Source organism: Frigidibacter sp. SD6-1, assembly GCF_030143255.1.
Taxonomy (GTDB): Bacteria; Pseudomonadota; Alphaproteobacteria; order Rhodobacterales; family Rhodobacteraceae; genus TMP-24.
In genome coordinates, this window is record NZ_JARJNR010000001.1 from 829541 (window position 1) to 853171 (window position 23631).

Here is a 23631-nt window from a genome sequence, read left to right on the forward strand (position 1 = left end):
GTCAGCGCCCGATCAGCCCGCGCAGCGTCGCAAGCGCCCGGTCCGGGTCCTGACCGATCCACAGGCCCGCGCCGATGACCAGCGCCAGAAGACCGACCGCAGCGGCGATCTTTACGCCCGACCAGGGCCGGTCGCCGCTGACCTTGCCGGTCTGGGCGTTCACGACAAAGCTGAAGCTTCTGCCGCGGAACCGGTAGGCGGCGGTCCAGGCGGGCAAGAGGACATGCTTGAAGGTCACGCCGGAAACCTCTGTATCCACTGAGGTAATCTGTTGCCGGTCGCCGCCGATGTCGAAGCGGATGTCACGTTCGATCGTCCGGTCCATCACCGCGCGCGCCTCGTCCATTCCCTCGTCGAGCGTCACCGAATAGGTCTCTGACCGGAACCCCGCCAGATATTCCGGCTGGTAGGGTTCAAGCCGCGTGAGGTCCCAGGGCGCGAGCGCCGCGCCATGGCTTGCGGGCATCGACCGCGAGGCGGCGACCAGAACATCGTCGAAGTCGCGCGCCACCCGGCCCGAAACCGGCATCCAGCGGATCTGCTGTTCGCGGCGCATCTCGGTGCGCGTCCGTCCGGCCTGATCGCGCACCGTCACCGGGCGTTCGGTGTAGTAGACCGTGCCCCTCCGCCCGGTGTAATCCGACCGGGTCCGGGCATCGAAGGTCCAGAAGGGCAGGTATATCCCTTCGAGCCTGCGGCCCTTGCGAGCATAGTCGACAAGCCCCGAGGGCGCGAACCACAGGGAGCCGAGCCAGCGGCTCATCGCCTGATGCGCCTCGTCTTGCGTGACGAGGAAAGGCGCAACCCCCTTCGGCCTGATCTGCCGCCGTGTGCCCGGGTCGGCCACGACCGGCGTCGCGCAGAACGGGCATTCCATCGCATGAAGGCCGGGGTCGAAGGCAATGTCGGCCCCGCAGTTCGGGCAGTGCGACAGGCGTTTTTCCTCGGTCTCGGCGGCGGGCAGTTCCGCCTCGATCCCGCGCCGGAAGGCCGTTTCAGGGATGGCGCCCGACGCGGCGGGCGGCGAGGCCAGCGCCTCGGTATGGCCGCAATGGTCGCAGAGGAGCCGCCCCTCGCCGGGCTGGAACCTGAGGTCCGCGCCGCAACTCGGGCAGGGGAAGCGCCGGTCGGCCTCAGACCCCGCCTTGCCTTCGCTTTCCATCCGTCACTTCTCGGGTTCGGGCAGCACCGACGGCGTGGAGGGCAGGGGCGGCGGCTGCACGGTGAAAAGCCGCGCGAGGTCGGGGATGTCGCCCGCCGGTTTCCAGCCGTCCTGACCGGGCGTCCAGACCAGGCTTTCACGGCTGAACCTTCCTTCCGACACCAGCCGCGCCAGATGGGCGCGGCCATAGGGGCCGGTCGCCTGTCCGCCTTCGGCCAGATGCCACACGATTTCGGCCGCCGGGGGCAGGGGCGGCGGTGCCGCCTGAGCGGGCGCCGCGCCCCATGGCCCGATCTGCGCACCCATGTTCATCCCCATGCCCGCACCCATGCCGGCCCCGATCGCTGCGCCCATGGCACCACCCGCCGCCCCACCGGGCTGGCCCAGCGCATCGGCGGCCGCATATTGGGTGAAACGGTTCAGATCGCCGACGATCCCCATCGAGGTCCGCTTGTCGAGCACCGCCTCCACCGCCTCGGGCAGCGAGATATTCTCGATATAGAATTCAGGGATTTCAAGGCCATAGGTAGACACCGCGGGGGTAATGCCCTTTGCGACCAGCTTGCCCAGCATCTCGGTATTGGCCGCCATGTCCAGAAGCGGAATGCCCGAACCCGCGATCATCCGCGAGAAATCCTGCACGATGATATTGCGGATCTGAAAACTGATCTCGTCGGCGGTGAACTCGCCATCGGTGCCGACGATTTCCTTCAGGAACAGGCTCGGATCGGCCACTTTCATCACATAGGTGCCGAAGGCCCTGATCCGGGTCGGGCCGAACTCCGGGTCACGCACGATGATCGGATTCTTCGTGCCCCATTTCTGGTCGGTGAAGCGGGTGGTGTTGACGAAGTAGATCTCGGACTTGAAGGGCGAGGAAAAGCCGTGGTCCCAGTGCTGCAGCGTCGTCAGGATCGGCAGGTTGTTGGTCTCCAGCTCGTAAAGCCCCGGGCGGAAGACATCGGCGATCTGACCCTCATGGACGAAGACCGCGGCCTGGCCTTCGCGCACGGTCAGCTTCGCGCCGTACTTGATCGCGTGGTCATAGCGCTCGAACCGCCAGACCATCGTGTCGCGCGTCTCGTCGGTCCAGTGGATGACGTCGATGAATTCGCCGGTGAGGAAATCGAGAATACCCATGTCACTCTCCCTGAAAGGTCAGGCCTAACTGTCGCCGGGATGAAGCTCGGCTGCAATGATGTCGATGAGGGGGCGGGCCTCGTCGAGAGAAATTCCGGGCCTGAGGCGCGCATCATAAAGCAGCCGGATCATCAGCTCGTCCTGCCGCGTGAGCGTGGCGAATTCCTGATCGTCGTTGAAGATCGAGGGCCGCGCGCGCGGGCTGTCGTTCACGAGGCCAAGCGCCTGGGCGATCTCCTCCTCGATGCAGGCCTGGCGCATCAGGTCGGGCAACTCGCCGCGGATCACGGCAAGCGCGCGGTCATAGCGCCCGCTGTCGCCAGCGGTATAGCTGAAGGCGGTGCAGTAGGTGGTGGGCGCCATGGCGACGACCGACCGGATCGCCGCCTCGGACGTGCCGGGCCGAAAGACGCGGATGCGGGCGCCGAGCGCGCGCCGTTCGGGCGGATTTTCGATCAGGACGAGGAAGTTCGGCCGGTCGGCGACCAGCCGGATCGGCAGCCCGCTCAGCCGCGAGAGCCGCGCGATATAGCTCTGGATCGCCGAGCGGTCGGCGCGGCGCTGGTCGAGCGGCACCGAGGCGCCGAACTCGACCGCCAGCCGGATCGGCTGCGCCCAGCGGTGCAGACGGTTCTCGCGGTTGCTGGCGACCAGCCTGCCGCCGGTTTCGGAAAATTCGTCATGGAAGGCGATGGCCACGACATTGCGGGCGAGGTCCGTGGCGGTGAAGGGCGTGTCCGCCCCGCCGCCATCGGTACGCAGCTGACCCCGCGACAGATAGCCCGCCTCGATCCGCGCGTAATAGGCGGTGGCGATTCGCGTTTCGTCGTCGAGCGGGGTCACGGTGGGATCGGGCGGCGGACTGTCCGTCAGAGCCGGGGCGGGGGGCGCCGCGCCCGGTTCCGGCAGGTCGCATCCGCCAAGCGCGAGCGCCGTGCACAAGACGGCAAAGAGCCCACGAAAGGTTCCTGACCCAAGCCCTGTCACCTGATGCCCCACCCCAAGCGCCCGCCTTCTTCGCCCGCCTCATTCTGCGGGCGCACTCTGCCACGCCGGATGGCCAAGGCCAAGCCGCTCCGCGGGTAGGATTAGGTGCGATCAGCCCTTCCGGGGCTTGTCGCCACCGGGTTTCGGTCTTGGGCCACGCGCAGGCCGGTCTGCTCCGCCGCCCGACCTGAAACCGCCACCGCTGCCGCCCTTGCCGGCTGCCTTCGGCTTGCCGCCGCTGGCAAAGCCGCGCCCCTCGCCCCGGGGACGGTCGCCAGCCTTGTCGCCCGCCTTGGCAGAAGGTTTTCCACGGGGCGCCGCGCGGTCACCGAAGGACCGCCCCGCGCCGCCGCGCCCGCCCGAGGCGCCGCCTGCCCGGTCGCCGAATTTGCCTTCGCCCCTCGGACCACGCGACGGGCGCTCGCCTGCGGCGCCGTCGCGCGCGGGGCCTTTTCCGCCGCTGCGGTTCGGTCCGCCAAAACTCTTGCGCTCGCCTTGGCCCTTGTGGTCACCACGTCCACCGGGCTTGCTGTCGCGATCCTCGCGGCGGCCGCCGAAACTGCGGGCAGGTCTGTCGCCGTCGCGCGCCCCGGCCTTGCGCGGCGGGCGGTCGCCCTTCGGGCCGCCGCGACGTTCGCCAGCACCGTGACCCCGATCTGCACCCCGATCCGCACCCCGATCGGCACCGGGCCCGGAGCCATGGCGGGGCTTGCGCGGCCTGTCCGTGCGCTCACCCGCTGCCCCTTCGGAAGACGCCTGTCTGGGGCCGCGTGGCGCGAACCCTTCGGCAGGGCGGCCGAAGGACTTGCGCGGGCCGCCTTCAGCAAAAGCGCCCCTTGGCTTGCGGTCACCCTCGCCACGCGCGGCGCCGAATTCCCGGCGCTCGGGCCTGTCCCCGCCACGGTCTCCACCACGGTCGCCGCCGCGATCGTCGCGCCGCGCCGGTCCGCGACCACCCGGCCGCTCGCTGCGCCCGTGCGGGCCCGCGCCCGGCTTGCGGGCAGCCCGCTCGCCGCGTCCGCGTCCGGCCTCTTCATCCTCTGGCCGGGCGGGCTTCTCGCCGAGTTGGTCGCGCAGGACCCGCGCTTTCACCTCGATCACCTCGCCCGGCTTCATCTCGTTCAGCCGGAACGGGCCGTAGCTGACCCGGATCAGCCGGTTCACCGTCAGGCCCACCTCGGCCATCGCCCGGCGGACCTCGCGGTTCTTGCCCTCGCGCAGGCCGACCGTCAGCCAGGCATTCGCCCCCTGCTGGCGGTCGAGATGGATTTCCATCGGCTGGAATTCCTCGCCGTCAATGGTGATGCCGCGCTTCAGCGGATCGAAAGTGGCCTCGTTCGGCCGCCCGTTCACCCGCACCCGGTATTTCCTGAGCCAGCCGGTCGAGGGCAGTTCCAGCTTCCGCTTCAGCTCGCCGTCGTTCGTCAGCAGCAGCAGCCCCTCGGAATTGAGGTCGAGGCGGCCGACCGACATTACCCGCGGCATGCCGTCGGGCAGGCTTTCGAACACGGTCTGGCGGCCCTTTTCGTCCTTCTCGGAGGTCACAAGACCGAGCGGCTTGTAGTAAAGCCAGACCCGCGCGGGTTGCGGCGCGTCGATCGGCTTGCCGTCGAGCGTCACCCGGTCGCCCGGCAGGACGTCGAGCGCGGGCGAGGTGACCTTCTTGCCGTTGACCGATACCCGGCCCTCGACGATCAGCCGTTCGGCATCGCGGCGCGAGGCGACGCCGGCGCGGGCCATGACTTTGGCGATCCGGTCGCCGGTTTCGGGTCTGTCGGTCATGGCCTACTCTATCGTTCGGGGGGCAACGAGGAAAGCGCCCCCATACAGGGCTTTTGCCCCCCCGTGAAGGCTTGATCGGCAGGCCTTGATTGCGCGGGCCGCGCGGGGCATCAGGGGGCATGAGCGATTTTCGCAGTCAGATGGAGGCGGCGCTGGCCGAGGCGCGGGCGGCGGCCGGGCGCGGCGAGGTGCCGGTGGGCGCGGTCGTGGTGGCGCCGGGCGGGCGGGTCGTGGCGGCGGCAGGCAACCGCACGCGCGAACTGAGCGATCCGACGGCGCATGCCGAGATGCTGGCGCTGCGTGCCGCCTGCGCGGCTGCAGGCAGCGAGCGGCTGGAGGGTCACGACCTCTACGTCACGCTCGAACCCTGTCCGATGTGCGCGGCGGCGATTTCCTTCGCGCGGATACGCAGGCTTTACTACGGGGCGTCCGATCCCAAGTCGGGCGGCGTCGCCCAGGGCGCGCGGGTCTTCGATCATCCGCAGTGCCATCACCGGCCCGAGGTCTATGACGGGATCGCAGGCGCCGAGGCCGGACAAATGCTGACGGACTTTTTCGCCCATCGCCGTTGACAGGGCGGTCGCCGCGGGATTGTGGCGGTTCGGGCACATACAATCGGCCGCATGCGCAAGGTACAATCCCGTGCTTTGTAGCGTTGTGATTCCGTGTATTGTGCACGCAGGTCGCAGCTCAAAGAGAAGGAGGCGCGAGATGAATGCATTTCTGATCCATACGCGCCTTTGGGAGCAGACCGGAGCCTATTGCGCCGACGGGGTAACCCTCAGCGCCGCACAGGGCTCGCGCCGCGGCTAAGGCGCCAGCGACGGCACCGGAACCGACCCGGCCGTCACCTTTACCACCCAACCTCTAACGCCCCCGGCCCGGTAGCTTCGCGTCTTCGCACGCGCGCTTTCCGGTCCATCCATTGACCCTACACCAGAGGACCAGTGCCAGACCGGCCTGGACAGATCCATGAACGCACAATTCATTGCCCCTAACGAACGGCCGCCCTTCGCCGTCATCGACGGTCTCATCGCCGAATATGGTGTCTGGCGTACGCTCGGCGCCGTCGTCGGCGCCATCCTGGCCCGCGACCGCAGGGTGGCGCGCCGGATGAATTACGAGCTGAACGCGCATCTGCAGCGCGACATCGGGCTGGAGCCTGACGTGCGCGCCCCGAAATACTGGGAGCTTCGGCTGTGATCCGCCCGCGCGGCCGCGCGCCGCCGGGCTGGATGCGATAGGGTGGAGCCAAATTTCTTCCCGAAGAAATTTGGCCCCGCCGTCGCGCCTGCGTCCGGCGGTCAGATGTTCGCAGGGATGCGGATCGGCGCCAGCACCTCGGGTTCGATGACCTCGACGCCGGGCAGGCCCGCGACCAGCTCCTCCGCCGACTGGGCGAGCAGCGGGAAGGTGCGGTAATGGCACGGTATCACGGTGCGGAAGTTGAAATATTTCCGCGCCACCCAGGCCGCGCGCCTCATGTCCATCGTATAATGGCCGCCGCAGGCGAGGATGCCGATGTCGGGCGCGTGATATTCGCCCATCCAGCCCATGTCGGCCATGATGTCGGTATCGCCCGAGACATAGATCGTGTGGCCTTCGCCCGCGATCATGAAGCCGGTCTCGGACCCGGCGGGCACCGGATCGCCGCCCTTGAAATCGACAGAGGAGGAATGGCTCGCATTGACCATCGTCACTTTCGCGCCGCCCACATCGACGGTGCCGCCCTTGCCGAAGCCGATCGCCGGCGCCCCCTGACGCTCGAACCATTCCGACAGTTCGTGGATGCAGGCGATCGGGATGTTGCCCTCCCTCGCGATCGACAGCGCATTCGCGGCATGATCGCCGTGTCCATGCGTCACGAGGAGATGGGTCGCCCCCGCGACCGCCTCTGCCCGCCGCGCCTCGGGGAACATCGGATTGCCGGTCAGCCAGGGGTCGATGAGCAGCACTGCGCCCTCGATCTCGATGCGGAAACCGGAATGGCCAAGCCAGATGATGTTCATGTCGCACTCCCTGATCGCGTCTCGCCGTCGGGCATCAAGTATTTTTGGCCTGGCCAGTGAACTTTTGCGCGGGTCCTGCCCACCTTATCTGCAAAGGAGCAAGAATGGACGGGCCCGGCAAGGAAAGATTGCGCGATGCGCTTGATATCGCCGCCTGGCGCGGCGGCGAGCGGGCAGCGTTCGACGATCTGGTGCGCCGCCGCGCGCCCCGGCTTTACGCCCATGCGCGGCGTCTGTCCGACGATGCCGAGGGCGCCCGCGATATCCTGCAGGAGGCCTGGGCGGAAATCTGGCGCGGGCTTCCCGGCCTCCGGGACGATCTCGCCTTTCTGCCCTGGGCCTATGCGATCACCACCCGCGCCGCCGCGCGTGCGGTCCGGCGCAGGCAGACGGGCAGGGCGGTCGCCGCCGATCTTGCAGTGCTGGCGCCGCGCACCGCCCCTGCGGTTCAGGCGGAAGCCGCCCATGTCAAGACCATCCTTGCCCGCTTGCCTGCGCAGGATCGGGCGCTTCTGGCGCTTGCCACGCTCGACGGGCTCACGCTCGTCGAGCTCGCTCAGGCGCTTCACATACCGGTCGGGACGGTGAAGTCCCGCCTGCATGCCGCGCGGACCCGTCTGCGCGCCCTTCTGGAAGGAGAAGATGATGACCAAGGAACATGATCGCGCCAACGAGGCGCGGATGACCGAGCTTCTGGGCGAGGAGGATCGCGCCTTGACGGCCGAGTTCGAGGAAAGGCCCTTCGTCGCCGAGGCATTCGGCCTCTTTTCCGGGCGCAACGGCTGGGTCGCCGCCGTGACCATGGCATCCCAGATCGCGATGTTCCTCGCCGCCGTCTGGTGCGGCTGGCATTTCTTTCGCGAGACCGACCTGCTTGCCGCCCTGAAATGGGGGCTTTCGGGGGCCACGCTCCTCATCCTCGCGACCGTGGTGAAGATGGCGCTTCTGCCGATGATGCAGGCCAACCGCATCCTGCGCGCGCTGCGTGCGCTGGAAGGCCTTGCGCGGCACTGAGCCCCTTCCACCGCTTGCAGCTTCGGGCGGGGGCGGCTAAACCCGCGCGCAGTCGAAAGCCTATCAGGAACGGATGGAGTTTGCCCCATGTCGATCGACAAGGACACGGCGCGGAAAGTGGCGCATCTGGCGCGGATCGCGGTCAGGGAGGAAGACCTGCCCGCGCTCGCCGGTGAGCTTTCGGCGGTTCTGGCCTTCATGGAGCAGCTGAACGAGGTGGATGTAACCGGCGTGGAGCCGATGACCTCGGTCACGCCGATGCGGCTGAAGCGCCGGGTCGATGAGGTGACGGACGGGGGTATCCAGGCGCAGGTCCTGAAGAACGCACCCGATGCCCGCGAAGGCTTCTTCGCGGTGCCGAAAGTGGTCGAGTGAGGGGGGGGACGATGAGCGAATTGAACAATCTGACCATCGCCGAGGCCCGCGACGCGCTGCGCAAGGGCGAAACCAGCGCGACCGACCTGACCATGGCCTGCCTGACCGCCATCGACGCGGCCGACGGGCTGAATGCCTTCGTCCACAAGACGCCCACGCTCGCGCTCGATCAGGCGCGGGCGGCGGATGCGCGGCTGAAGGCGGGCGAGGCGCCCGCAATGTGCGGCATTCCCCTGGGCATCAAGGATCTGTTCTGCACCAAGGGCGTGCCCTCGCAGGCGGCCTCGAATATCCTCGCAGGCTTCAAGCCCGAATATGAATCGACTGTGACGGCGAAGCTTTTCGACGCGGGCGCGGTGATGCTCGGCAAGCTGAACATGGACGAATTCGCCATGGGCTCGTCGAACGAGACCTCCTGCTATGGCAACGCCGTCAACCCCTGGCGCCGTCAGGGCTCGAACGTCGCGCTGACGCCGGGCGGCTCGTCGGGCGGGTCGGCGGCCGCCGTCGCCGCCGATCTCTGCCTTGCCGCGACCGGCACCGACACCGGCGGCTCGATCCGCCAGCCCGCCGCCTTCACCGGCATCACCGGGATCAAGCCGACCTATGGCCGCGTCTCGCGCTGGGGCATCGTCGCCTTCGCCTCCTCGCTCGATCAGGCCGGGCCGATGACCAAAACGGTCCGCGACGCGGCGATCATGCTGCAGGCGATGTCCGGGCATGACCCGAAGGATTCGACCTCAGCCGATCTGGCGGTGCCGGATTTCGAAGCGGCGCTGACCGGAGACATTCGCGGCAAGAAGATCGGCATCCCCCGCGAATACCGCATGGACGGGATGCCGGAAGAGATCGAAAAGCTCTGGGCCGACGGCACCGCGATGATGAAGGACGCAGGCGCCGAGATCGTCGATATCTCGCTGCCGCACACCAAATACGCGCTGCCTGCCTATTATGTGGTGGCGCCTGCCGAGGCCTCCTCGAACCTCGCCCGTTATGACGGCGTGCGTTACGGCCACCGGGCGAAGCTCGCCCAGGGCGACGGCATCACCGAAATGTATGAAAAGACCCGCGCCGAGGGCTTCGGCCACGAGGTCCAGCGCCGGGTGATGATCGGTACCTACGTGCTGTCGGCGGGTTTCTACGACGCCTACTACAACCGCGCCCGCAAGGTGCGCGCCCTGATCAAGCGCGATTTCGAAACCGTCTTCGCCGACGGGATAGACGCGATCCTGACACCCGCGACGCCGTCGGCCGCCTTCGGTCTGGGCGAGATGGCGGATGCCGATCCCGTCGCCATGTATCTCAACGACGTCTTCACGGTGACGGTGAACCTTGCCGGTCTTCCCGGCGTCGCGGTGCCTGCCGGGCTCGATGCGCAGGGTTTGCCCCTCGGGCTCCAGCTGATCGGGCGGCCGTGGGAAGAGGGCGATCTTCTGAATCACGCCTATGTGCTGGAGCGCGCCGCTGGCTTTGTTTCCAAGCCCGGCAAATGGTGGTAAGGGGCGCTTCAAGCGTGTCTTTCGAAGGTTTTGCGATGTCAGTTCGCCTGTCTCTGCCGGTGCTTGGTTCCGTTGTCCTGCTCGGGGCCTGTGTGACGCCGGAGCATCTGCAGCCGCAGCAGACCACCGGCTTCGGGGCCGGGGCCACCGGCTATGGCGCCTATGTGCCTGCGCCGGCCTCGCAGCCCGCCGGCACCTATGCGCCGGCGACCGCCCTGCCGCCCTCGGGTGCGGCGACCGGCGCGATTCCGTCGTCCGAGATCAATCAGGCGCTGTTCGGCACTCAGCCCGCACAAGGCACCGCACCGGTCGCGACCTATCCGGCGGCGACGGCCCCGGCCGCTCAGCCCGTCGTGACAGTCGATCCGACCGCCAGCGCCTCGACGTCTCTCTCCGACGAGCAGGATTTCAGCGCCGTTTCCTCGCGCGAGACCATCGAAAGCGACAAGGCGCGGATCGAGGCCAACAAGGCGCAATATGTCCAGATCCAGCCCGGCGCGCTGCCCGAACGTCCGGGCGAGGCGACCTCTGCCGTCGTGGCCTATGTTCTCTCGGCGCCGAACGGGCTTGGCCAGCCGATCTATGACCGCCGCTCGGTGAAGGCCGAGGATCATCAGCGCGCCTGCCAGAATTACACCAGTGACGAATCCGCCCAGGAAGCCTTCCTCAAGGCGGGCGGACCCAAGCGCGATCCCAAGAAGCTCGATCCCGACGGCGACGGCTATGCCTGCGGCTTCGACCCGACGCCCTACCGCAACGCCGGAAACTGAGCGGGCGCGCCGGTGACGCTGCGGCCGCTGCCCTCCCCGAACTTCGGCGAACGGCGGGGCGGCGCGCGGCCCGATCTGGTGGTGATCCATTATACGGCGATGCCGACGGCCGCCGAGGCGCGGGCGCGGCTCTGTGACCCGGCGGCGGAAGTGTCTGCCCATTGGCTGATTGCCGAGGACGGGACGGTCGAGCAGCTCGTGGACGAGAGCTGCCGTGCCTGGCATGCCGGGGCAGGGGCCTGGGGTTCAGTGACGGACGTGAATTCCCGCTCGATCGGCATCGAGCTGGCCAACGCGGGCGACGCACCCTTCCCCGAGCCGCAGATGGCGGCGCTGGAAGGGCTGCTCGCGGCGATCCTCGCGCGCTGGTCGATCCGGCCCGAACGGGTGGTCGGCCATTCCGACATGGCGCCGGGGCGCAAGCGCGACCCCGGCCCGCGCTTCGACTGGCGGCGGCTGGCGCTGCAGGGTCTGTCGGTCTGGCCGGGCGCCTCCGGCGCTGGGTGGACGCCCGGGCCGCTTCGCGGCGCGCTGGACGCCTTCGGCTATCCGGAGGTGGGTGATGATATCCTGCTTGCCGCCTTCCGGCTTCGCTTCCGCCCCTGGGCGGACGGGCCGGAGGATGCGGAGGACCGGGCGCTTGCCGCCGACCTCGCCCGCCGCTTTCCCGTTGACGGCGGCGGGAGGAGCGCCTAACTCGACAGCGCGCGGAGGGCCGGGCGATCGCGGTCCCGGACCTGGTCCGGGGACGAGGAAAGTCCGGACTCCCTGAAGCAACGGTGCCGGGTAACGCCCGGCGGGGGCAACCCCAGGGAAAGCGCCACAGAGAAGAGACCGCCCCTGACCCCGGTCAGGGGTAAGGGTGAAACGGTGGGGTAAGAGCCCACCGCGGGACTGGCAACAGGACCGGCAAGGCAAGCCCCACCGGGAGCAATGCCGAATAGGGGTCTCGCGCGGGGCCTGGTCCCGGATCACGGTCCGGGATACCGCCGCAGGGCAGCTTCGGCCCGAGAGACCCGGGTTGGCAGCTTGATCCCGCCGGTAACGGCGGGGCGAGAGGAATGATCGCCCAGCCCCGGATCATGGGTCCGGGGTGGACAGAATCCGGCTTACAGGCCCTCCGCGCATTCTGGATCCCCCCGGGGCGGGGACCGCAGGCAAGGCCGGGGGCCAGCCCCCGGACCCCCGGGATATTTCGAAACGGAAGAGAGGCAAGCGGTTGCGACGCCCCCTTGCTGCACGGTTCACCGTTGACCGCCGCCGGGCGCGCGGATAGCTGACGCCCATGGCACGCGCACCGCTTCTTCAGCTCTCCTCGATCTCGCTCACCTTCGGCGGCAATCCGGTCTTTGACGGGGTCGACCTGACCGTGCAGCCCGGCGACCGGCTGGCGCTGGTCGGCCGCAACGGCTCCGGCAAGTCGACGCTGATGAAGGTGATGGCGGGGCTCGTGGAGCCCGACAGCGGCGCGCGCAGCGTGCCGCCGGGCGTCAGCGTCGGCTATATGGAGCAGGAGCCGGATTTCGGCGCCTTCGACACGCTTGGCGCGTTCGCCGCCTCGGGCCTGCCCGAGGGCGAGAGCTACAGGGTGTCGGTGGTCGCCGAAGGGCTGAAGTTCGATCCCGCAACGCCGGTCGCCGCGGCATCGGGCGGCGAGCGGCGGCGCGCGGCGCTGGCGAAGCTTCTGGCCGAGGCGCCGGAACTGATGCTTCTGGACGAACCGACCAACCATCTCGATATCGAGGCCATCGGCTGGCTGGAACGCGAACTGTCTGAAACCCGCGCGGCCTTCGTCGTGATCTCGCACGACCGGGCGTTCCTGAGGGCGCTGACGCGCGGCACGCTCTGGATCGACCGTGGTGATCTGCGCCGCAGCGACCGGGGTTTCGAGGGCTTCGAAGACTGGCGCGAGACGATCTGGGCCGAGGAGGACCTCGCCCGCCACAAGCTGGACCGCAAGATCAAGGCCGAGGCGAAATGGGCGGTCGAGGGGATTTCCGCCCGGCGCAAGCGCAACATGGGTCGGGTGCGCGCGCTGCAGGCGATGCGGGCCGAACGCGCATCGCTGATCCGCCGTAAGGGCACGGCCGACATGGCGCTGGAGGCGGGCCAGACCTCCGGGCGGCTGGTCGTGGAAGCGAAAGGCATTTCAAAAGCTTTCGGCGACAAGCTCATTCTCAGGCCGTTTGACCTGACGGTCCTGCGCGGCGACCGCGTGGCCTTCGTCGGCCCGAACGGCGTGGGCAAGACCACGCTTCTGAAGATGCTGACGGGCGAGGTCGCGCCGGACAGCGGCAACGTCCGCCTCGGCACCAACCTCGACATCGCCGTCTTCGATCAGGCCCGCGCCGCGCTCGATTTCTCGATGACGCTCTGGGACGGGCTGGTGAACGATCCCGACATGGCGGTCTCCGGCCGGTCCGACCAGGTGATGGTGCGGGGCGAGCCGAAACATGTGGTGGCTTACCTCAAGGATTTCCTTTTCGACGAGGCGCAGGCGCGGGCGCCGATCGGCTCGCTGTCGGGCGGCGAACGGGCGCGGCTTCTTCTCGCCCGCATCATGGCGCGGCCCTCGAACCTTCTGATCCTCGACGAACCGACCAACGATCTGGATGTCGAGACGCTGGACCTTCTGCAGGATATCCTCGGCGACTATGACGGCACCGTGCTTCTGGTCAGCCACGACCGGGATTTCATCGACCGGCTGGCGACCACGACCGTGGCGATGGAAGGGGACGGGCGCGCGACGCTCTATGCCGGTGGCTGGAGCGATTGTCAGGCGCAACGGGGGCCGAGGCCCGAGGAACGGCGGACACCGGTTGCGAAACCCGCGACCGACGCGACGCAGGCTGGTGCGGAGAAGGTGAGGAAAGGCGCGCAAGGCCTTACCTTCACAGAAAAACACCGCCTCGAAACCCTTCCCTCGCTGATCGAGAAGCTGGAGGCGGAGATCGGAAAACTGTCGGATTTCCTGTCCGATCCCGACCTGTTCGCCAGGGCGCCGGACAAGTTCCGCAAGGCCTCTGAAGGGTTGGCGGAGCGGCAGGCGGCGCTGAGCGCCGCCGAGGAGGAATGGCTGACGCTGGCCGAGAAGGCCGAAGCCTAGGCCGGAAAGCCGGAAGCCGCCTCTTTCGAGGCGGCCCCGCACCCGGCAAACCAAAGGTCGTACTGAAAAAGCACCCGGTCTGCGGTACGGCCCCGGCGGGGGCCGATCGCGGTCTTACATCTTCGGCAGAAGCACCGTGTCGATCACATGGATCACGCCGTTCGACTGCATGACATCGGCGATGGTCACCGTCGCCCAGTTGCCCTGTTCGTCGCCGATCATCACCCCGCCGCCCTCGGACTTGGCCCAGAGCTTGCAGCCGCCCACGGTGTCGATCTCATGCTTGCCGCCGTCCTGCTGGATCATCGCCTTGACCATTTCGGAATTGGCCTTTGCTGCAACGACATGGCAGGTCAGGATCTTGGTCAGCATGTCCTTGTTCTCGGGCTTCAGCAGATTTTCCACCGTGCCCGCGGGCAGCTTCGCGAACGCGTCATTCGTCGGCGCGAAGACGGTGAACGGACCTTCGCCGGCGAGCGTGTCGACGAGACCCGCTGCCTTCACCGCGGCGACGAGCGTGGTGTGGTCGGCCGAGTTCACGGCATTCTCGACGATATTCTTGGTGTCGTACATCGCGGCGCCGCCGACCATCGGGTTTTCGGCGAAAGCGGGCAGGGCGGTGCCGAGCGCGAGGGCGGCGATCGCGATGCGGAAGGTCGTTTTCATGGGTCTCTCCTGTCATGGCCGGAGGGACCATCCCCCCGTTCCTGACCGAAGTTACGGACGCTGCCAGAGGGAAGTTGCAGGCGGGACGAAATTTTTTCAGCTATCGCCGATCACGGCGGCAACGAGCAGCGGTCCCTGGGCCACGCCGGTGGGCGAGCCGCCCGTCGTCTCGAGCGTGACGGCGAGCGTCGTGCCGGGCGGCAGGTCGGCCACCGGCACCCTGACTTCCCCCTCTCGCAGGACGCCAAGCGAGATGGCGGCCTGTCCGGCAGGGATGATCCAGAGTTCATAGTCCTGCCCTTCGGCAGCGGCGGGGCCCGAGGCGCGGACGAAGGAAAGCTCGCCTTGGTCCTCGTAGAAGGCCGCGGCAATCGTCAGTGGCTGGTTCTCGCCGGTGAGCGTCGCGGTCAGCGTCGCCTGCGGCCGGGTCGCGGGCATGAAGGCGACGATGGCGACGGCGAGAAGCCCTGCCGTCAAGGCGCCGAAGAGTGGCAGGCGCCAGCGCCGGACCGGCGTCGCCACGGGGAACAGCCGTGTCTCGATCCGTTGAAGCAGGTCCGGTGGCGGATCGACCGGCGCATATTCTGCATCGAGCGGCGCGAGATGCGCCTGCCAGCGCGCGACGAGCGAGGCGAAGTCCGGATCGGACGCGATCAGCCGCTCGGCCTGAAGCCGGTCGGGCAGGGGCAGGGTGCCGAGCGCATATTCGGCGGCCAGCCCGTCGCGGTCGTCCATGTCCGGACCCTCGCTCATGCCTCAAGACACTCCCTCAGTCTCATCAGCCCCCGGCGCAGCCAGGACCGCATGGTATTCAGCGGCACCGCGTGGCGCGCCGCCAGTTCCTCATAGCTCGACCCGTCCAGATAGGCGCCACGGATGGCGTCGGCGCGCGCGGGCTCCAGCGTGCCGAAACAGTCTGATATTCGTCCCGCCTCTTCCTTCGCGATCAGTTGCGCCTCGGCACCGGGCGACGGATCGCGGATGGCAAGCGCGGCCTCATCGCCCTCGGATGCCGCCGGGCGGGCGCGCAGACGGTCGATTGCATGATTGCGGGTGATGGCGATCGCCCAGGTCATGCCGCGCGCCTTGGCGGCGTCGAAGCGCCGCGCGTTCAGCCATATCCGTGTGAAAGCTTCCTGCACCGCATCCTCGGCTTCGCTTCTGCTGCCAAGGATACGGAAGGCGACGCCGAAAAGTTTCGCTGAGGCCGCCGAATAAAGCGCGCGGAAGGCGGCGCGGTCGGCATCGGCCACGCGAAAGATCAGGTCTGCGATCGGATCGCCTTCATTCACCTGCGTCCCGGCCTCCTGCGCCGGCGCCGCGATCTTGCCGGTTCAGACATGGACAGTCCAGCGCTTCATGGCAGGCTGACGGCCGTTTCGGTTCGCTCGCCCGGCTTGACCACGGCCGGTGTCTCCAGTTCGGTCTCGCCCTTGCGGGTCAGGACGATGACATCGCCCGCCGGTATCGCGACATTGATCGCCTCGCCATAGGCATAGTGAAGCGACTTGCGGTTGCCGTTGATGTCGGTCCTGGCCTCGAACACTTCGATATATTCCGCGCCGGGGGCAGTGACGGCGAGGACGCCGGCATTGAGGTCGACCTTCACGTCGCTGCGCTCGCCGACCTTGATCGCGAAGGGGGTCTCGGCCTTCGCGGCGCCAAGGCCAACGACCGCAACATAATCGCCTGCGGGCAGATTGAACTGGGCACCCGCGCCGTAGGTGTAGGCCACGGACTTGCGGTTGCCGTCAATGTCCTTCTTCGCCTCGAATATCTCGACAAAATGGTCGCCGCCTTCGACCATCAGATCGCCGGAATAGAGCGCGTCGACCACGGCAAGACCGGTGCCAAGGATGACCTCCCTGGTCAGGGTCTGACCGGCCTCGATCACGATCGTCTCGTTGACCTCGGCGGCGCCGAACTGGGCCTTCAGAGCATATTCGCCGGCAGGGAAGACCCATTCGGTCTGGCCGTAGCCAGATTCGCCGACATCCTCGGGGCCGCGCACCTCCCAATAGGCGTCCTTCTCGACCTCGCCCTCGGCCGTCGCCTTCAGCGTAAGCTTCAGTATGCCGGCGTCGAGGATGACGGTCGGTTCGGTCATGCCTTCGGGCGTGACGGTCACATCCTGGGTCACGACCGCATCGTGAAGGTGCGTTTCCATCCGGTAGGTGCCCGGCGGAACAGTGCCTTTCGAACGGCCATAGATCGTGATGACCTGTTCCGAAAGTGCGCCGTCGGCGCCGACCAGCCGCAGGTCGAAATAGCCATCCTTGACCAGTTCGGGTTCCTCTCCCCCTTCGATCAGCACGGCCTTGGGGTCGAAATTCTCGGCCAGCGGGGCGGGTTCAGGTTCGGGTTCGGGCGCCGGGGCGGGCGGGGGTTCGGCGACGGCGGTCTTCAGGGCCTCGGTCAGGCTGCCCGCGTCCTTGGCCTCGATATATCTGCCGCCGGTATTCTCGGCGAGGCAGGCAACCTCGCGGCCTTCTTCCTTCGTCAGGCCGAAGCCTACGACATGGGCGGTGAAGTCGACGCCTGAGGCTTCGAGTTCGGTCCCGAGTGCGCAGGGATCGGCGTTGCAGGTCTCGATCCCGTCGGTGATCAGGATGACGGTGGCCTTTTCCTCGGTCGAATGCAGTTCGGCGGCGGCCTGGCGGACGGCATCGGAGAGCGGCGTCTTGCCGAGGAAGTTCAGATTGTTCGCCGCCTCGGTGATGGCGGCGGCGGTGCCGGGGGCGGGCGGCACGATCAGTTCGATGTCGCCACAATTGCCCTTCTCGCGATGGCCATAGGCCATGAGGCCAAGTTCGGTCGCGGGGTCGATCCCGGCGAGCACGGTGCCGAGCGCCTCGCGGGCGATCTCGAGTTTCGCGCGGCCGTCGATCTGGCCCCACATCGACCCCGAACCGTCGAGGACGATGATCGAGCGGCCGTCGGCCTGGGCGAGCGTGGGCATGAGGAGGAGGGCAAACAGGACAGAACGGGCGAGCATGGCAAACCTCGGGGCTGGACAATTGGCGCGACAGTAGACGCGCTTTCATGCGCTGTCAGCGGGAATATCGTCTTGCCTGCGGCGGGCCGATCCGGCGGGAGGGCGCTGCCCTCCCGGACCCTCCCGGAGTATTTCGGGACAGAACGTAAAACCGCCGGGATCAGCCCCGGCGCCGGCGGCGGCCGCCGTCGCCATCGCCGCCGCCGGTGTTGAACGACACGTCGGGCAGGGTGACGATTTTCATCAGCTCGGGGAAGGGGGCGGTGGCGTGCGGGATGGCGTTCGCCGCGACGAAATGTTCCTGGAAGCGCGGTTCGATTGCGGTCTCGACCTTGTGGATGCGCTTGACCTCGGCCTCGATCGCGGCGCGGGAGCCGACATTGCACAGCGCGATGCGGGCGCCTGTGCCCGCCGCATTGCCCGCCGAAGTGACCTTGTCGAGCGGCACGTCGGGGATCATGCCCAGGACCATCGCATGTTTCGGCGAGATATGGGCTCCGAAGGCCCCGGCGAGCGTCACCCGGTCGACCTTGTCGATGTTCAACTCGTCCATCAGCAGGCGCGCGCCCGCGTAAAGCGCGGATTTCGCGAGCTGGATCGCGCGGATGTCGCCTTGCGTCACGGTGATCAGCGGCCCGCCGTCGGCGGTGCCGTCGTGAAGCACATAGGCATGGGTGCGGCCCGTGGGCACAGAGCGCGCCGTGCCGGTCTGGTCGGCCGAACCGATGAGGCCCGAGGGATCGAGAAGGCCCGCGAGGCGCATTTCGGCCACCACTTCGATGATGCCCGATCCGCAGATGCCGGTGATGCCGGTCGTCGCCGTGGCGGCGGCGAAGCCCGGATCGTCGGACCAGAGGTCGGAGCCGATGACGCGGAAGCGCGGTTCCTTCGTCACCGGGTCGATCTCGACTCGTTCGATGGCGCCGGGGGCGGCGCGCTGGCCCGCGCTGATCTGCGCGCCCTCGAAGGCGGGACCGGTGGGCGAGGAACAGGCGAGCACGCGCGCCGCGTTGCCGCACAGGATCTCGGCATTGGTGCCTACATCAACGATGAGGACCATGTCCTTGGATTTGTTCGGCTCTTCCGACAAGGCCACGGCGGCGCAATCCGCGCCGACATGGCCCGCGATGCAGGGGAGCACATAGACCTGCGCCTTGTCGTTCAGCGCGGTCAGTTCGAGAGCGGAAGCCGGGATCGACAGGCTTTCCGAGGTGGCGAGCGCGAAAGGCGCCTGACCCAGTTCGACCGGGTCGATGCCAAGAAGCAGATGGTGCATGACCGGGTTGCAGACGAAGACAGCCTCGACGATATGGGCGGGATCGACATTCGCCTCGGTCGCGATCGACTGGGCAAGACCATTCAACGCCTGACGCACGGCCTGCGTCATCTCGCGGTCGCCGCCCGGGTTCATCATCGCATAGGACACCCGGCTCATCAGATCCTCGCCGAAGCGGATCTGGGGGTTCATCAGGCCCGAGGAGGCGAGCACCGCACCATCGGTCAGGTCGCAGAGATGCGCCGCGATCGTGGTGGAGCCGAGGTCGATGGCGAGGCCGTAGAGATGGCCTTCGAAGAAGCCGGGCCAGATGTCGATCAGCTTCGCCTGGCCGTGATGGTCGCGGTGGATGGCGACCGTGACTTTCCATTCGCCCTTGCGCAGGACGGGCTGCAGGCGCGAAAGGAGGTGAAGATCGGCCTCTAACCCCTCGATCTGCCATTGTTCCTTCAGCGCGTCGCTGAGACGCTGGAAGTCGCCAGAGGGCTCGTGCATGTCGGGCTCGGCCACCTCGACGTAATAGGTGCGGGTGGCGGGGTCCATGGTGATGTCACGCACGGTCGCCGACTTGCGGATCACCTGGCGGTGGACCTGGCTTTCAGGCGGCACGTCGATGACCACATCGCCCATCACCTTGGCCTGACAGCCAAGCCGACGGCCTGACGCAAGCCCACGGATGCGGTTGTAGCGATCCTCGACCGCGTTCCATTCCGACAGTGCGCCTTCGCTTACGGTCACGCCATGTTTGGGAAACTCGCCATAGCCCGGGGTGATCTGGCATTTCGAACAGATGCCGCGCCCGCCGCAGACCGAATCGAGGTCGACGCCGAGTTGACGGGCCGCCGTCAGGACGGGTGTTCCAAGGGCAAAGCGGCCGCGCTTGCCCGAGGGCGTAAAGATCACAAGAGCGTCTTCGGTCATGGTCGGTCTTTCGAACTGTTCGCCTGCCCTCGATAGCGCGATTTGCGGCAGGCGCAATGTCTGCAGGCGGCAAGTCGCTGTCAGGAGGCGTCAGGCGCGGGGTGTCACGACCTGACCGACGGGCACGGTCGTGCCGCGGTGTGCCGCACCAGGCGCCTGTCGCTGTCGGGGCGGCGCGCCGGGTGGTCGCAGACCAATTGCACGGCCGCACGGTCAGCGGCCGTCATCGCCGAAGCGGGCGTCGTCGTCTGATTCGTCCTCGCCCTCGGGCAGGAATTTCCCCGACAGAAGGATGGAATGATCGTCATGGGCGGGGTCCATCACCACGTCGGACGGCAGCTCGCCCGCCAGCCAGTCCTTGATCTCGTCGCGGGCGTCCTCGGGCGACTGGCCGGTCACCTCGGCGATATGCAGGACGAAGGCGCGCTGGTCGCCGTCGATATCCTCAAGCGTATCCTCGTCGCTTTCGGGCCAGCGGTCGATGATCGCCTCGAAGAAGGCGGGCCAGTTCTCGGCGACATGATGCCATTTCATGACCGGATCCTCGGATGTTTCCGGTCATCAGTGTGCCCCCAAACGCTTATCGCGAAAAGAGTTTTGGCAAGGTCAGGGCCGCAACAATCGCCGCTGCGAGTTGAGCGGCGATATAGGCGGGGGCGTGGGCGGGCAGGATGCCGGTGAACGTGTCGGAGAACATCCGCGCGACGGTGACGGCGGGGTTGGCAAAGCTCGCCGAACTGGTGAACCAGAAGGCGGCCGCGATCCAGGCGCCGACCAGCGCCGGGAGTTGCCGCGGCGCATGCAGGCGCGCACCGGCGATGGTCAGGCAAAGGCCGAAGGTGGCGATGGCCTCGCCAAGCCAGAGGCCGGGCGCGGCGCGTCCTGTCGCCGCTGTCTGCACGACCGGCTGGCCGAACATCAGATGGGTCAGGGCAACGGCAAGCAGGGCGCCCGCCAGTTGCGCGGCAACATATCCGCCCGCGCGGGCGGGGCCGATCTCGCGCGACAGAAGGAAATAGAGCGTGACGGCGGGGTTCATATGGGCGCCGGAAATGGGTCCGAGGATCGTGATCAGCAGATAGAGCACGAGGCCCGTCGCGAAGGCATTTGCGAAGAGCGCGATGGCAAGGTTGCCCTGCGCAAGGTCGGTACCCATGATTCCGGTGCCGATCCCGCACATGACGAGGATCAGCGTTCCGATCAGTTCGGCGGCATGGATGCGGGTCACGCGATGGTTCCGATGCGGGCGAGTTCGGGCTGGAGTGCGGCGCGGCTCAGCCGGTCGGGCTCAAGTGCCAGAAAGGCTTCGGCGCGGCGGCGAAGGCGGGCATAGGCGGCCTCGAATGCCGCTTCCTGATCCTCCGGGGCAGCGGCCGCCGGATCGTCCACACCCCAATGGGCACGCAGCGGGGTGCCGGGCCAGACCGGGCAGGCCTCGCCCGCAGCCGAGCCGCAGACGGTGATCACCATACCCATCGCAGGCGCGGACGTGCCCGCGAATTCGTCCCAGCTTTTGGAGCGAAGGCTGGCCGTGTCGTACCCCTTCGCGGTCAAAAGCCTCAGCGACCGGGGATGGACAGCCCCGGCAGGACGTGATCCGGCCGAAAAGGCCGCGATGCCTCGCGCCTGGCCGATGCGGTTCAGGATGGCTTCCAGCAGGATCGACCGCGCGGAATTTCCGGTGCAGAGGACGAGGATGTTCATGCGCGCCCTCATGCCCGGAAAATGTAACGGTCGTGCGACAGGATCAGTTCAGGGCGTTTTGCGTCGCCCGCGCGCCACCCGAAATGTCGTCGCCGATTCCGGCGATGGTGTTGCACCCGGCAAGTGCCGCAAGAAGCCCCAGAAGCATCAGTTTCTTCATGTCTATTCCTCGTACCACCAGACATCGGGCTGAAAACCCGGCCAGTCGCCATATAGCGGAATGCGGTCCGGATGGTGAAGATGTTTTGAATAGGCAAGGCGGGAGGCCTTGGAATACCAGACCGGGATCACATAGCGCCCGGCCAGAAGCGCCCGGTCGAGCGCCTGGGTCGCGGCGGTGAAATCGTCGGTCGAGCGCGCGCCGACCATGGCGGCGATCATCGCGTCGATCGCGGGCGACTTCGCCCCCATAAGGTTGCGAGACCCGGGGCTGTCGGCCGCAGCAGTGCCCCAGTAAAGCGCCTGTTCGTTACCGGGTGAGAGCGACAGGGTGCGCCATATCCACGTCATGTCATAGGCGAAATTGTTGGTGCGCTCCTTGTACTGCGGGCCGTCCACCAGGGTCACGGTCGGCGTGATCCCGATCTGCTTGAGCGATTCCAGATAGATGTTCACGGCGGCTTCCGGATCGGTCGATCCGGCGGCCAGGACGATCTCGAAGGTGAAGGGCTTGCCGGTGGCATCCTTCATGACGCCGTCCTGCACCGTCCATCCCGCTTCCTCCATGAGGGCGATGGCCTTGCGGATATTGCCCCGGTCGGTCGGCTTGGCCGGATCACTCACCGGCAGGTCGTAGCCTTCGAGCGTGCCGGGAAAGAGGTCGGCGGCGAACGGCTGCAACAGTTCGGCGACCTTGCCCTGGGCAGGGCCATGGTCAGCAGCAAGGAAGGAGTTCGAGAAATAGGAGGTGATGCGCGGCTCGGTGCCGCCATTGACCGTCTGGTTCACGAATTCGAAGTTGAAGGCGAGGATCATCGCCTCGCGCACCCGCCAGTCGGCGAAAACCGGGCTGCGGCTGTTCATCACCAGCCCTTCGATGCCGGACGGCCGCTGGTGGGGGATTTCCTCCCTGATCACATCTCCCGACGCGACAGCCGGAAGGTCGTAGGCGGTGGCCCATTTCTTGGCGCTGAATTCCCGGAAGGAATCGGTCTCTCCGGCGGTGAAGGCCTGGAAGATCACGTCGCCATCGCCGAAATAATCATAGCTGATCACGTCGAGATTGTTCACACCGCGGGTCAGGGGCAGGTCCTTGCCCCAGTAGTCGGGATTGCGGCGATAGGTGATGCGCTTGCCGGGATCGACCTTGTCGATGATGTAGGGACCGGAGCCGATCGGCACCTGCATCGAGCTTTCCTCTATATTGCGTCCCTCCCAGTCCGCCTTCTTCAGGACGGGGCGCAGGCCCATCAGAAGCGCCAGTTCCCGGTCGGCGACATTGAAGGTGATCTTCACCTTGCGCTCGCCGGTCTGTTCGATCTTCTCGACCTTCTTCCAGGTGCCCGCATAGCGCGGGTTGACGGTGCCGAGCGTCTCGAAGCTCCAGATCACATCCTCGGCCGTCACCGGGCTGCCGTCGGAAAATCTCGCCTCCGGCCGCAGGGTGAATTCCACCCAGGTCCGGTCCTCGTCGGTCTCTATCGATTCGGCCAGGAGCCCGTAAAGCGAGAAGGGTTCGTCCATCGACCGCGCCATCAGTGTTTCTATGGTGAAGACGGTGATGCCATAAGGTGTCGTGCCCTTGACCGAGAACGGGTTGAGGCTGTCGAAGCCGCCCGGTTCGCCGAACCTCAGCCTGCCGCCCTTGGGTGCGTCCGGGTTGGCATAGGGCAGCGCCACAAAATCGGGTGGAAGGGCGGGGTCGCCATACATAGCTATGCCATGTTTCGGTGCCGCCGCGAGCGGGCCCGCGCCAAAGAGGAAGAGGAGCGCACAGGCTGCCACAATCGATCGTTTCAGGAACTTTGCCCGCATTTCATCCCCCTGTCTTATTGTTCGTTCATGCGCCGACACTAGCCGCTAGCCAGGCAGCTTTCAAACTTTTCGCTTGGACAACCGGCAACTTACCGCGTATAACGAAGGCACTGCTCGATAGGTTTCTTGCCTGTATGAAACCTGCCTCAATGACTGAACGCCCGCCTTGTGCGGGCGTTTTTTTCTGGGGTGTCAGGCGGGCCGCTCTTCGGTCGCCCTGCTTCCTCATCGCTGGCGAATCGGTCGTCTTC

General features: G+C 67.2%; 24 protein-coding genes and 1 other RNA gene. 10 read left to right on the top strand and 15 right to left on the bottom strand.

Annotated features, from left to right (window positions below; genetic code table 11):
- Position 1: 1 nt before the first annotated feature.
- From P0645_RS04000 to P0645_RS19290, 4 genes are all read right to left on the bottom strand, one after another.
- Positions 2-1162, bottom strand: a complete 1161-nt coding sequence (locus P0645_RS04000; protein ID WP_284163262.1) for a primosomal protein N' (replication factor Y) - superfamily II helicase — start codon at positions 1160-1162, stop codon at positions 2-4.
- A gap of 3 nt (positions 1163-1165) precedes the next feature.
- Positions 1166-2302 carry an SPFH domain-containing protein gene (locus P0645_RS04005; RefSeq protein ID WP_284163263.1) on the bottom strand — a complete coding sequence of 379 codons (1137 nt, stop codon included), beginning with the start codon at positions 2300-2302 and terminating at the stop codon, positions 1166-1168.
- 24 nt (positions 2303-2326) lie between these two features.
- Entirely contained in the window at positions 2327-3145 is an 819-nt protein-coding gene (locus P0645_RS04010; RefSeq protein ID WP_284163264.1) for a DUF2927 domain-containing protein, read from the bottom strand.
- A 255-nt stretch (positions 3146-3400) separates the two neighbouring features.
- Positions 3401-5071 carry a pseudouridine synthase gene (locus tag P0645_RS19290; RefSeq protein ID WP_349775068.1) on the bottom strand — a complete coding sequence of 557 codons (1671 nt, stop codon included), beginning with the start codon at positions 5069-5071 and terminating at the stop codon, positions 3401-3403.
- 119 nt (positions 5072-5190) lie between these two features.
- On the opposite strand from P0645_RS19290, the gene P0645_RS04020 reads away from it, so the two are divergent.
- Together P0645_RS04020 and P0645_RS04025 are read left to right on the top strand one after the other, a co-directional pair.
- Positions 5191-5643, top strand: a complete 453-nt coding sequence (locus tag P0645_RS04020) for a nucleoside deaminase (protein ID WP_284163265.1) — start codon at positions 5191-5193, stop codon at positions 5641-5643.
- Positions 5644-6043: 400 nt separating this feature from the next.
- Positions 6044-6274: a hypothetical protein gene (locus P0645_RS04025; RefSeq protein ID WP_284163266.1), complete on the top strand. Its 231-nt coding sequence runs from the start codon at positions 6044-6046 to the stop codon at positions 6272-6274.
- Between the two features lie 101 nt (positions 6275-6375).
- Here P0645_RS04025 and P0645_RS04030 read toward each other — a convergent pair whose 3' ends face one another.
- Positions 6376-7080 carry a metal-dependent hydrolase gene (locus tag P0645_RS04030; protein WP_284163267.1) on the bottom strand — a complete coding sequence of 235 codons (705 nt, stop codon included), beginning with the start codon at positions 7078-7080 and terminating at the stop codon, positions 6376-6378.
- 104 nt (positions 7081-7184) lie between these two features.
- Between P0645_RS04030 and P0645_RS04035 the strand changes: the two genes are divergently transcribed.
- The 8 genes from P0645_RS04035 (at position 7185) to P0645_RS04070 (ending at position 13844) form a co-directional block, all read left to right on the top strand.
- Positions 7185-7742, top strand: coding sequence for an RNA polymerase sigma factor (locus tag P0645_RS04035; protein ID WP_284163268.1), 558 nt, complete (start codon positions 7185-7187; stop codon positions 7740-7742).
- Positions 7726-8094, top strand: coding sequence for a DUF6768 family protein (locus tag P0645_RS04040; protein WP_284163269.1), 369 nt, complete (start codon positions 7726-7728; stop codon positions 8092-8094). The genes P0645_RS04035 and P0645_RS04040 overlap by 17 nt, the downstream gene beginning before the upstream one ends.
- Before the next feature lie 87 nt (positions 8095-8181).
- Positions 8182-8469 (top strand): Asp-tRNA(Asn)/Glu-tRNA(Gln) amidotransferase subunit GatC, encoded by a 288-nt coding sequence (gene gatC / locus P0645_RS04045; protein ID WP_284163270.1) that lies wholly within the window; start codon positions 8182-8184, stop codon positions 8467-8469.
- 11 nt (positions 8470-8480) lie between these two features.
- Positions 8481-9968, top strand: a complete 1488-nt coding sequence (gene gatA / locus P0645_RS04050; protein WP_284163271.1) for an Asp-tRNA(Asn)/Glu-tRNA(Gln) amidotransferase subunit GatA — start codon at positions 8481-8483, stop codon at positions 9966-9968.
- Positions 9969-10003: 35 nt separating this feature from the next.
- Positions 10004-10738 carry a hypothetical protein gene (locus P0645_RS04055; protein ID WP_284163272.1) on the top strand — a complete coding sequence of 245 codons (735 nt, stop codon included), beginning with the start codon at positions 10004-10006 and terminating at the stop codon, positions 10736-10738.
- Positions 10739-10750: 12 nt separating this feature from the next.
- Positions 10751-11434 (top strand): N-acetylmuramoyl-L-alanine amidase, encoded by a 684-nt coding sequence (locus tag P0645_RS04060; RefSeq protein ID WP_284163273.1) that lies wholly within the window; start codon positions 10751-10753, stop codon positions 11432-11434.
- Positions 11435-11445: 11 nt separating this feature from the next.
- Positions 11446-11866, top strand: an RNA gene (gene rnpB / locus P0645_RS04065) — RNase P RNA component class A.
- 157 nt (positions 11867-12023) lie between these two features.
- The gene (locus P0645_RS04070; protein WP_284163274.1) at positions 12024-13844 is read left to right on the top strand and encodes an ATP-binding cassette domain-containing protein; all 1821 of its coding nucleotides are present in this window, start codon (positions 12024-12026) and stop codon (positions 13842-13844) included.
- 114 nt (positions 13845-13958) lie between these two features.
- Here P0645_RS04070 and P0645_RS04075 read toward each other — a convergent pair whose 3' ends face one another.
- From P0645_RS04075 to P0645_RS04120, 10 genes are all read right to left on the bottom strand, one after another.
- Entirely contained in the window at positions 13959-14510 is a 552-nt protein-coding gene (locus P0645_RS04075; protein ID WP_284163275.1) for a fasciclin domain-containing protein, read from the bottom strand.
- A gap of 96 nt (positions 14511-14606) precedes the next feature.
- A complete protein-coding gene (locus P0645_RS04080; RefSeq protein WP_284163276.1) occupies positions 14607-15263 on the bottom strand; it encodes an anti-sigma factor in 657 nt (218 codons plus the stop codon).
- Positions 15260-15802, bottom strand: coding sequence for a sigma-70 family RNA polymerase sigma factor (locus tag P0645_RS04085; RefSeq protein ID WP_284163277.1), 543 nt, complete (start codon positions 15800-15802; stop codon positions 15260-15262). Before P0645_RS04085 ends, P0645_RS04080 begins: the two co-directional genes overlap by 4 nt.
- Positions 15803-15867: 65 nt before the next feature.
- A complete protein-coding gene (locus P0645_RS04090) occupies positions 15868-17505 on the bottom strand; it encodes a vWA domain-containing protein (protein WP_284163278.1) in 1638 nt (545 codons plus the stop codon).
- 160 nt (positions 17506-17665) lie between these two features.
- Positions 17666-19702 carry an ASKHA domain-containing protein gene (locus P0645_RS04095; RefSeq protein WP_284163279.1) on the bottom strand — a complete coding sequence of 679 codons (2037 nt, stop codon included), beginning with the start codon at positions 19700-19702 and terminating at the stop codon, positions 17666-17668.
- A gap of 213 nt (positions 19703-19915) precedes the next feature.
- Positions 19916-20236, bottom strand: a complete 321-nt coding sequence (locus tag P0645_RS04100) for a hypothetical protein (protein WP_284163280.1) — start codon at positions 20234-20236, stop codon at positions 19916-19918.
- Positions 20237-20282: 46 nt separating this feature from the next.
- Positions 20283-20930, bottom strand: coding sequence for an aquaporin (locus P0645_RS04105; protein WP_284163281.1), 648 nt, complete (start codon positions 20928-20930; stop codon positions 20283-20285).
- Entirely contained in the window at positions 20927-21406 is a 480-nt protein-coding gene (locus P0645_RS04110; RefSeq protein WP_284163282.1) for an arsenate reductase ArsC, read from the bottom strand. The genes P0645_RS04105 and P0645_RS04110 overlap by 4 nt, the downstream gene beginning before the upstream one ends.
- A 43-nt stretch (positions 21407-21449) precedes the next feature.
- On the bottom strand, positions 21450-21566 hold the full coding sequence (locus tag P0645_RS04115) for an entericidin EcnA/B family protein (RefSeq protein ID WP_284163283.1): 117 nt from the start codon (positions 21564-21566) through the stop codon (positions 21450-21452).
- 2 nt (positions 21567-21568) lie between these two features.
- Entirely contained in the window at positions 21569-23380 is a 1812-nt protein-coding gene (locus tag P0645_RS04120) for an extracellular solute-binding protein (RefSeq protein WP_284163284.1), read from the bottom strand.
- Between the last annotated feature and the right edge of the window lie 251 nt (positions 23381-23631).

Excerpts from the sequence above, each read along its gene's own strand:
- P0645_RS04040 (WP_284163269.1), top strand. The coding sequence starts at position 7,726 with ATGACCAAGGAACATGATCGCGCCAACGAGGCGCGGATGACCGAGCTT.
- P0645_RS04110 (WP_284163282.1), bottom strand. The coding sequence starts at position 21,406 with ATGAACATCCTCGTCCTCTGCACCGGAAATTCCGCGCGGTCGATCCTG.
- gatC (WP_284163270.1), top strand. The coding sequence starts at position 8,182 with ATGTCGATCGACAAGGACACGGCGCGGAAAGTGGCGCATCTGGCGCGG.
- P0645_RS04115 (WP_284163283.1), bottom strand. The coding sequence starts at position 21,566 with ATGAAGAAACTGATGCTTCTGGGGCTTCTTGCGGCACTTGCCGGGTGC.
- P0645_RS04095 (WP_284163279.1), bottom strand. The coding sequence starts at position 19,702 with ATGACCGAAGACGCTCTTGTGATCTTTACGCCCTCGGGCAAGCGCGGC.
- P0645_RS04055 (WP_284163272.1), top strand. The coding sequence starts at position 10,004 with ATGTCAGTTCGCCTGTCTCTGCCGGTGCTTGGTTCCGTTGTCCTGCTC.
- P0645_RS04000 (WP_284163262.1), bottom strand. The coding sequence starts at position 1,162 with ATGGAAAGCGAAGGCAAGGCGGGGTCTGAGGCCGACCGGCGCTTCCCC.
- P0645_RS04020 (WP_284163265.1), top strand. The coding sequence starts at position 5,191 with ATGAGCGATTTTCGCAGTCAGATGGAGGCGGCGCTGGCCGAGGCGCGG.
- P0645_RS04120 (WP_284163284.1), bottom strand. The coding sequence starts at position 23,380 with ATGCGGGCAAAGTTCCTGAAACGATCGATTGTGGCAGCCTGTGCGCTC.
- P0645_RS04090 (WP_284163278.1), bottom strand. The coding sequence starts at position 17,505 with ATGCTCGCCCGTTCTGTCCTGTTTGCCCTCCTCCTCATGCCCACGCTC.
- P0645_RS04080 (WP_284163276.1), bottom strand. The coding sequence starts at position 15,263 with ATGAGCGAGGGTCCGGACATGGACGACCGCGACGGGCTGGCCGCCGAA.
- P0645_RS19290 (WP_349775068.1), bottom strand. The coding sequence starts at position 5,071 with ATGACCGACAGACCCGAAACCGGCGACCGGATCGCCAAAGTCATGGCC.
- P0645_RS04005 (WP_284163263.1), bottom strand. The coding sequence starts at position 2,302 with ATGGGTATTCTCGATTTCCTCACCGGCGAATTCATCGACGTCATCCAC.
- P0645_RS04025 (WP_284163266.1), top strand. The coding sequence starts at position 6,044 with ATGAACGCACAATTCATTGCCCCTAACGAACGGCCGCCCTTCGCCGTC.
- gatA (WP_284163271.1), top strand. The coding sequence starts at position 8,481 with ATGAGCGAATTGAACAATCTGACCATCGCCGAGGCCCGCGACGCGCTG.
- P0645_RS04070 (WP_284163274.1), top strand. The coding sequence starts at position 12,024 with ATGGCACGCGCACCGCTTCTTCAGCTCTCCTCGATCTCGCTCACCTTC.
- P0645_RS04100 (WP_284163280.1), bottom strand. The coding sequence starts at position 20,236 with ATGAAATGGCATCATGTCGCCGAGAACTGGCCCGCCTTCTTCGAGGCG.
- P0645_RS04075 (WP_284163275.1), bottom strand. The coding sequence starts at position 14,510 with ATGAAAACGACCTTCCGCATCGCGATCGCCGCCCTCGCGCTCGGCACC.
- P0645_RS04035 (WP_284163268.1), top strand. The coding sequence starts at position 7,185 with ATGGACGGGCCCGGCAAGGAAAGATTGCGCGATGCGCTTGATATCGCC.
- P0645_RS04030 (WP_284163267.1), bottom strand. The coding sequence starts at position 7,080 with ATGAACATCATCTGGCTTGGCCATTCCGGTTTCCGCATCGAGATCGAG.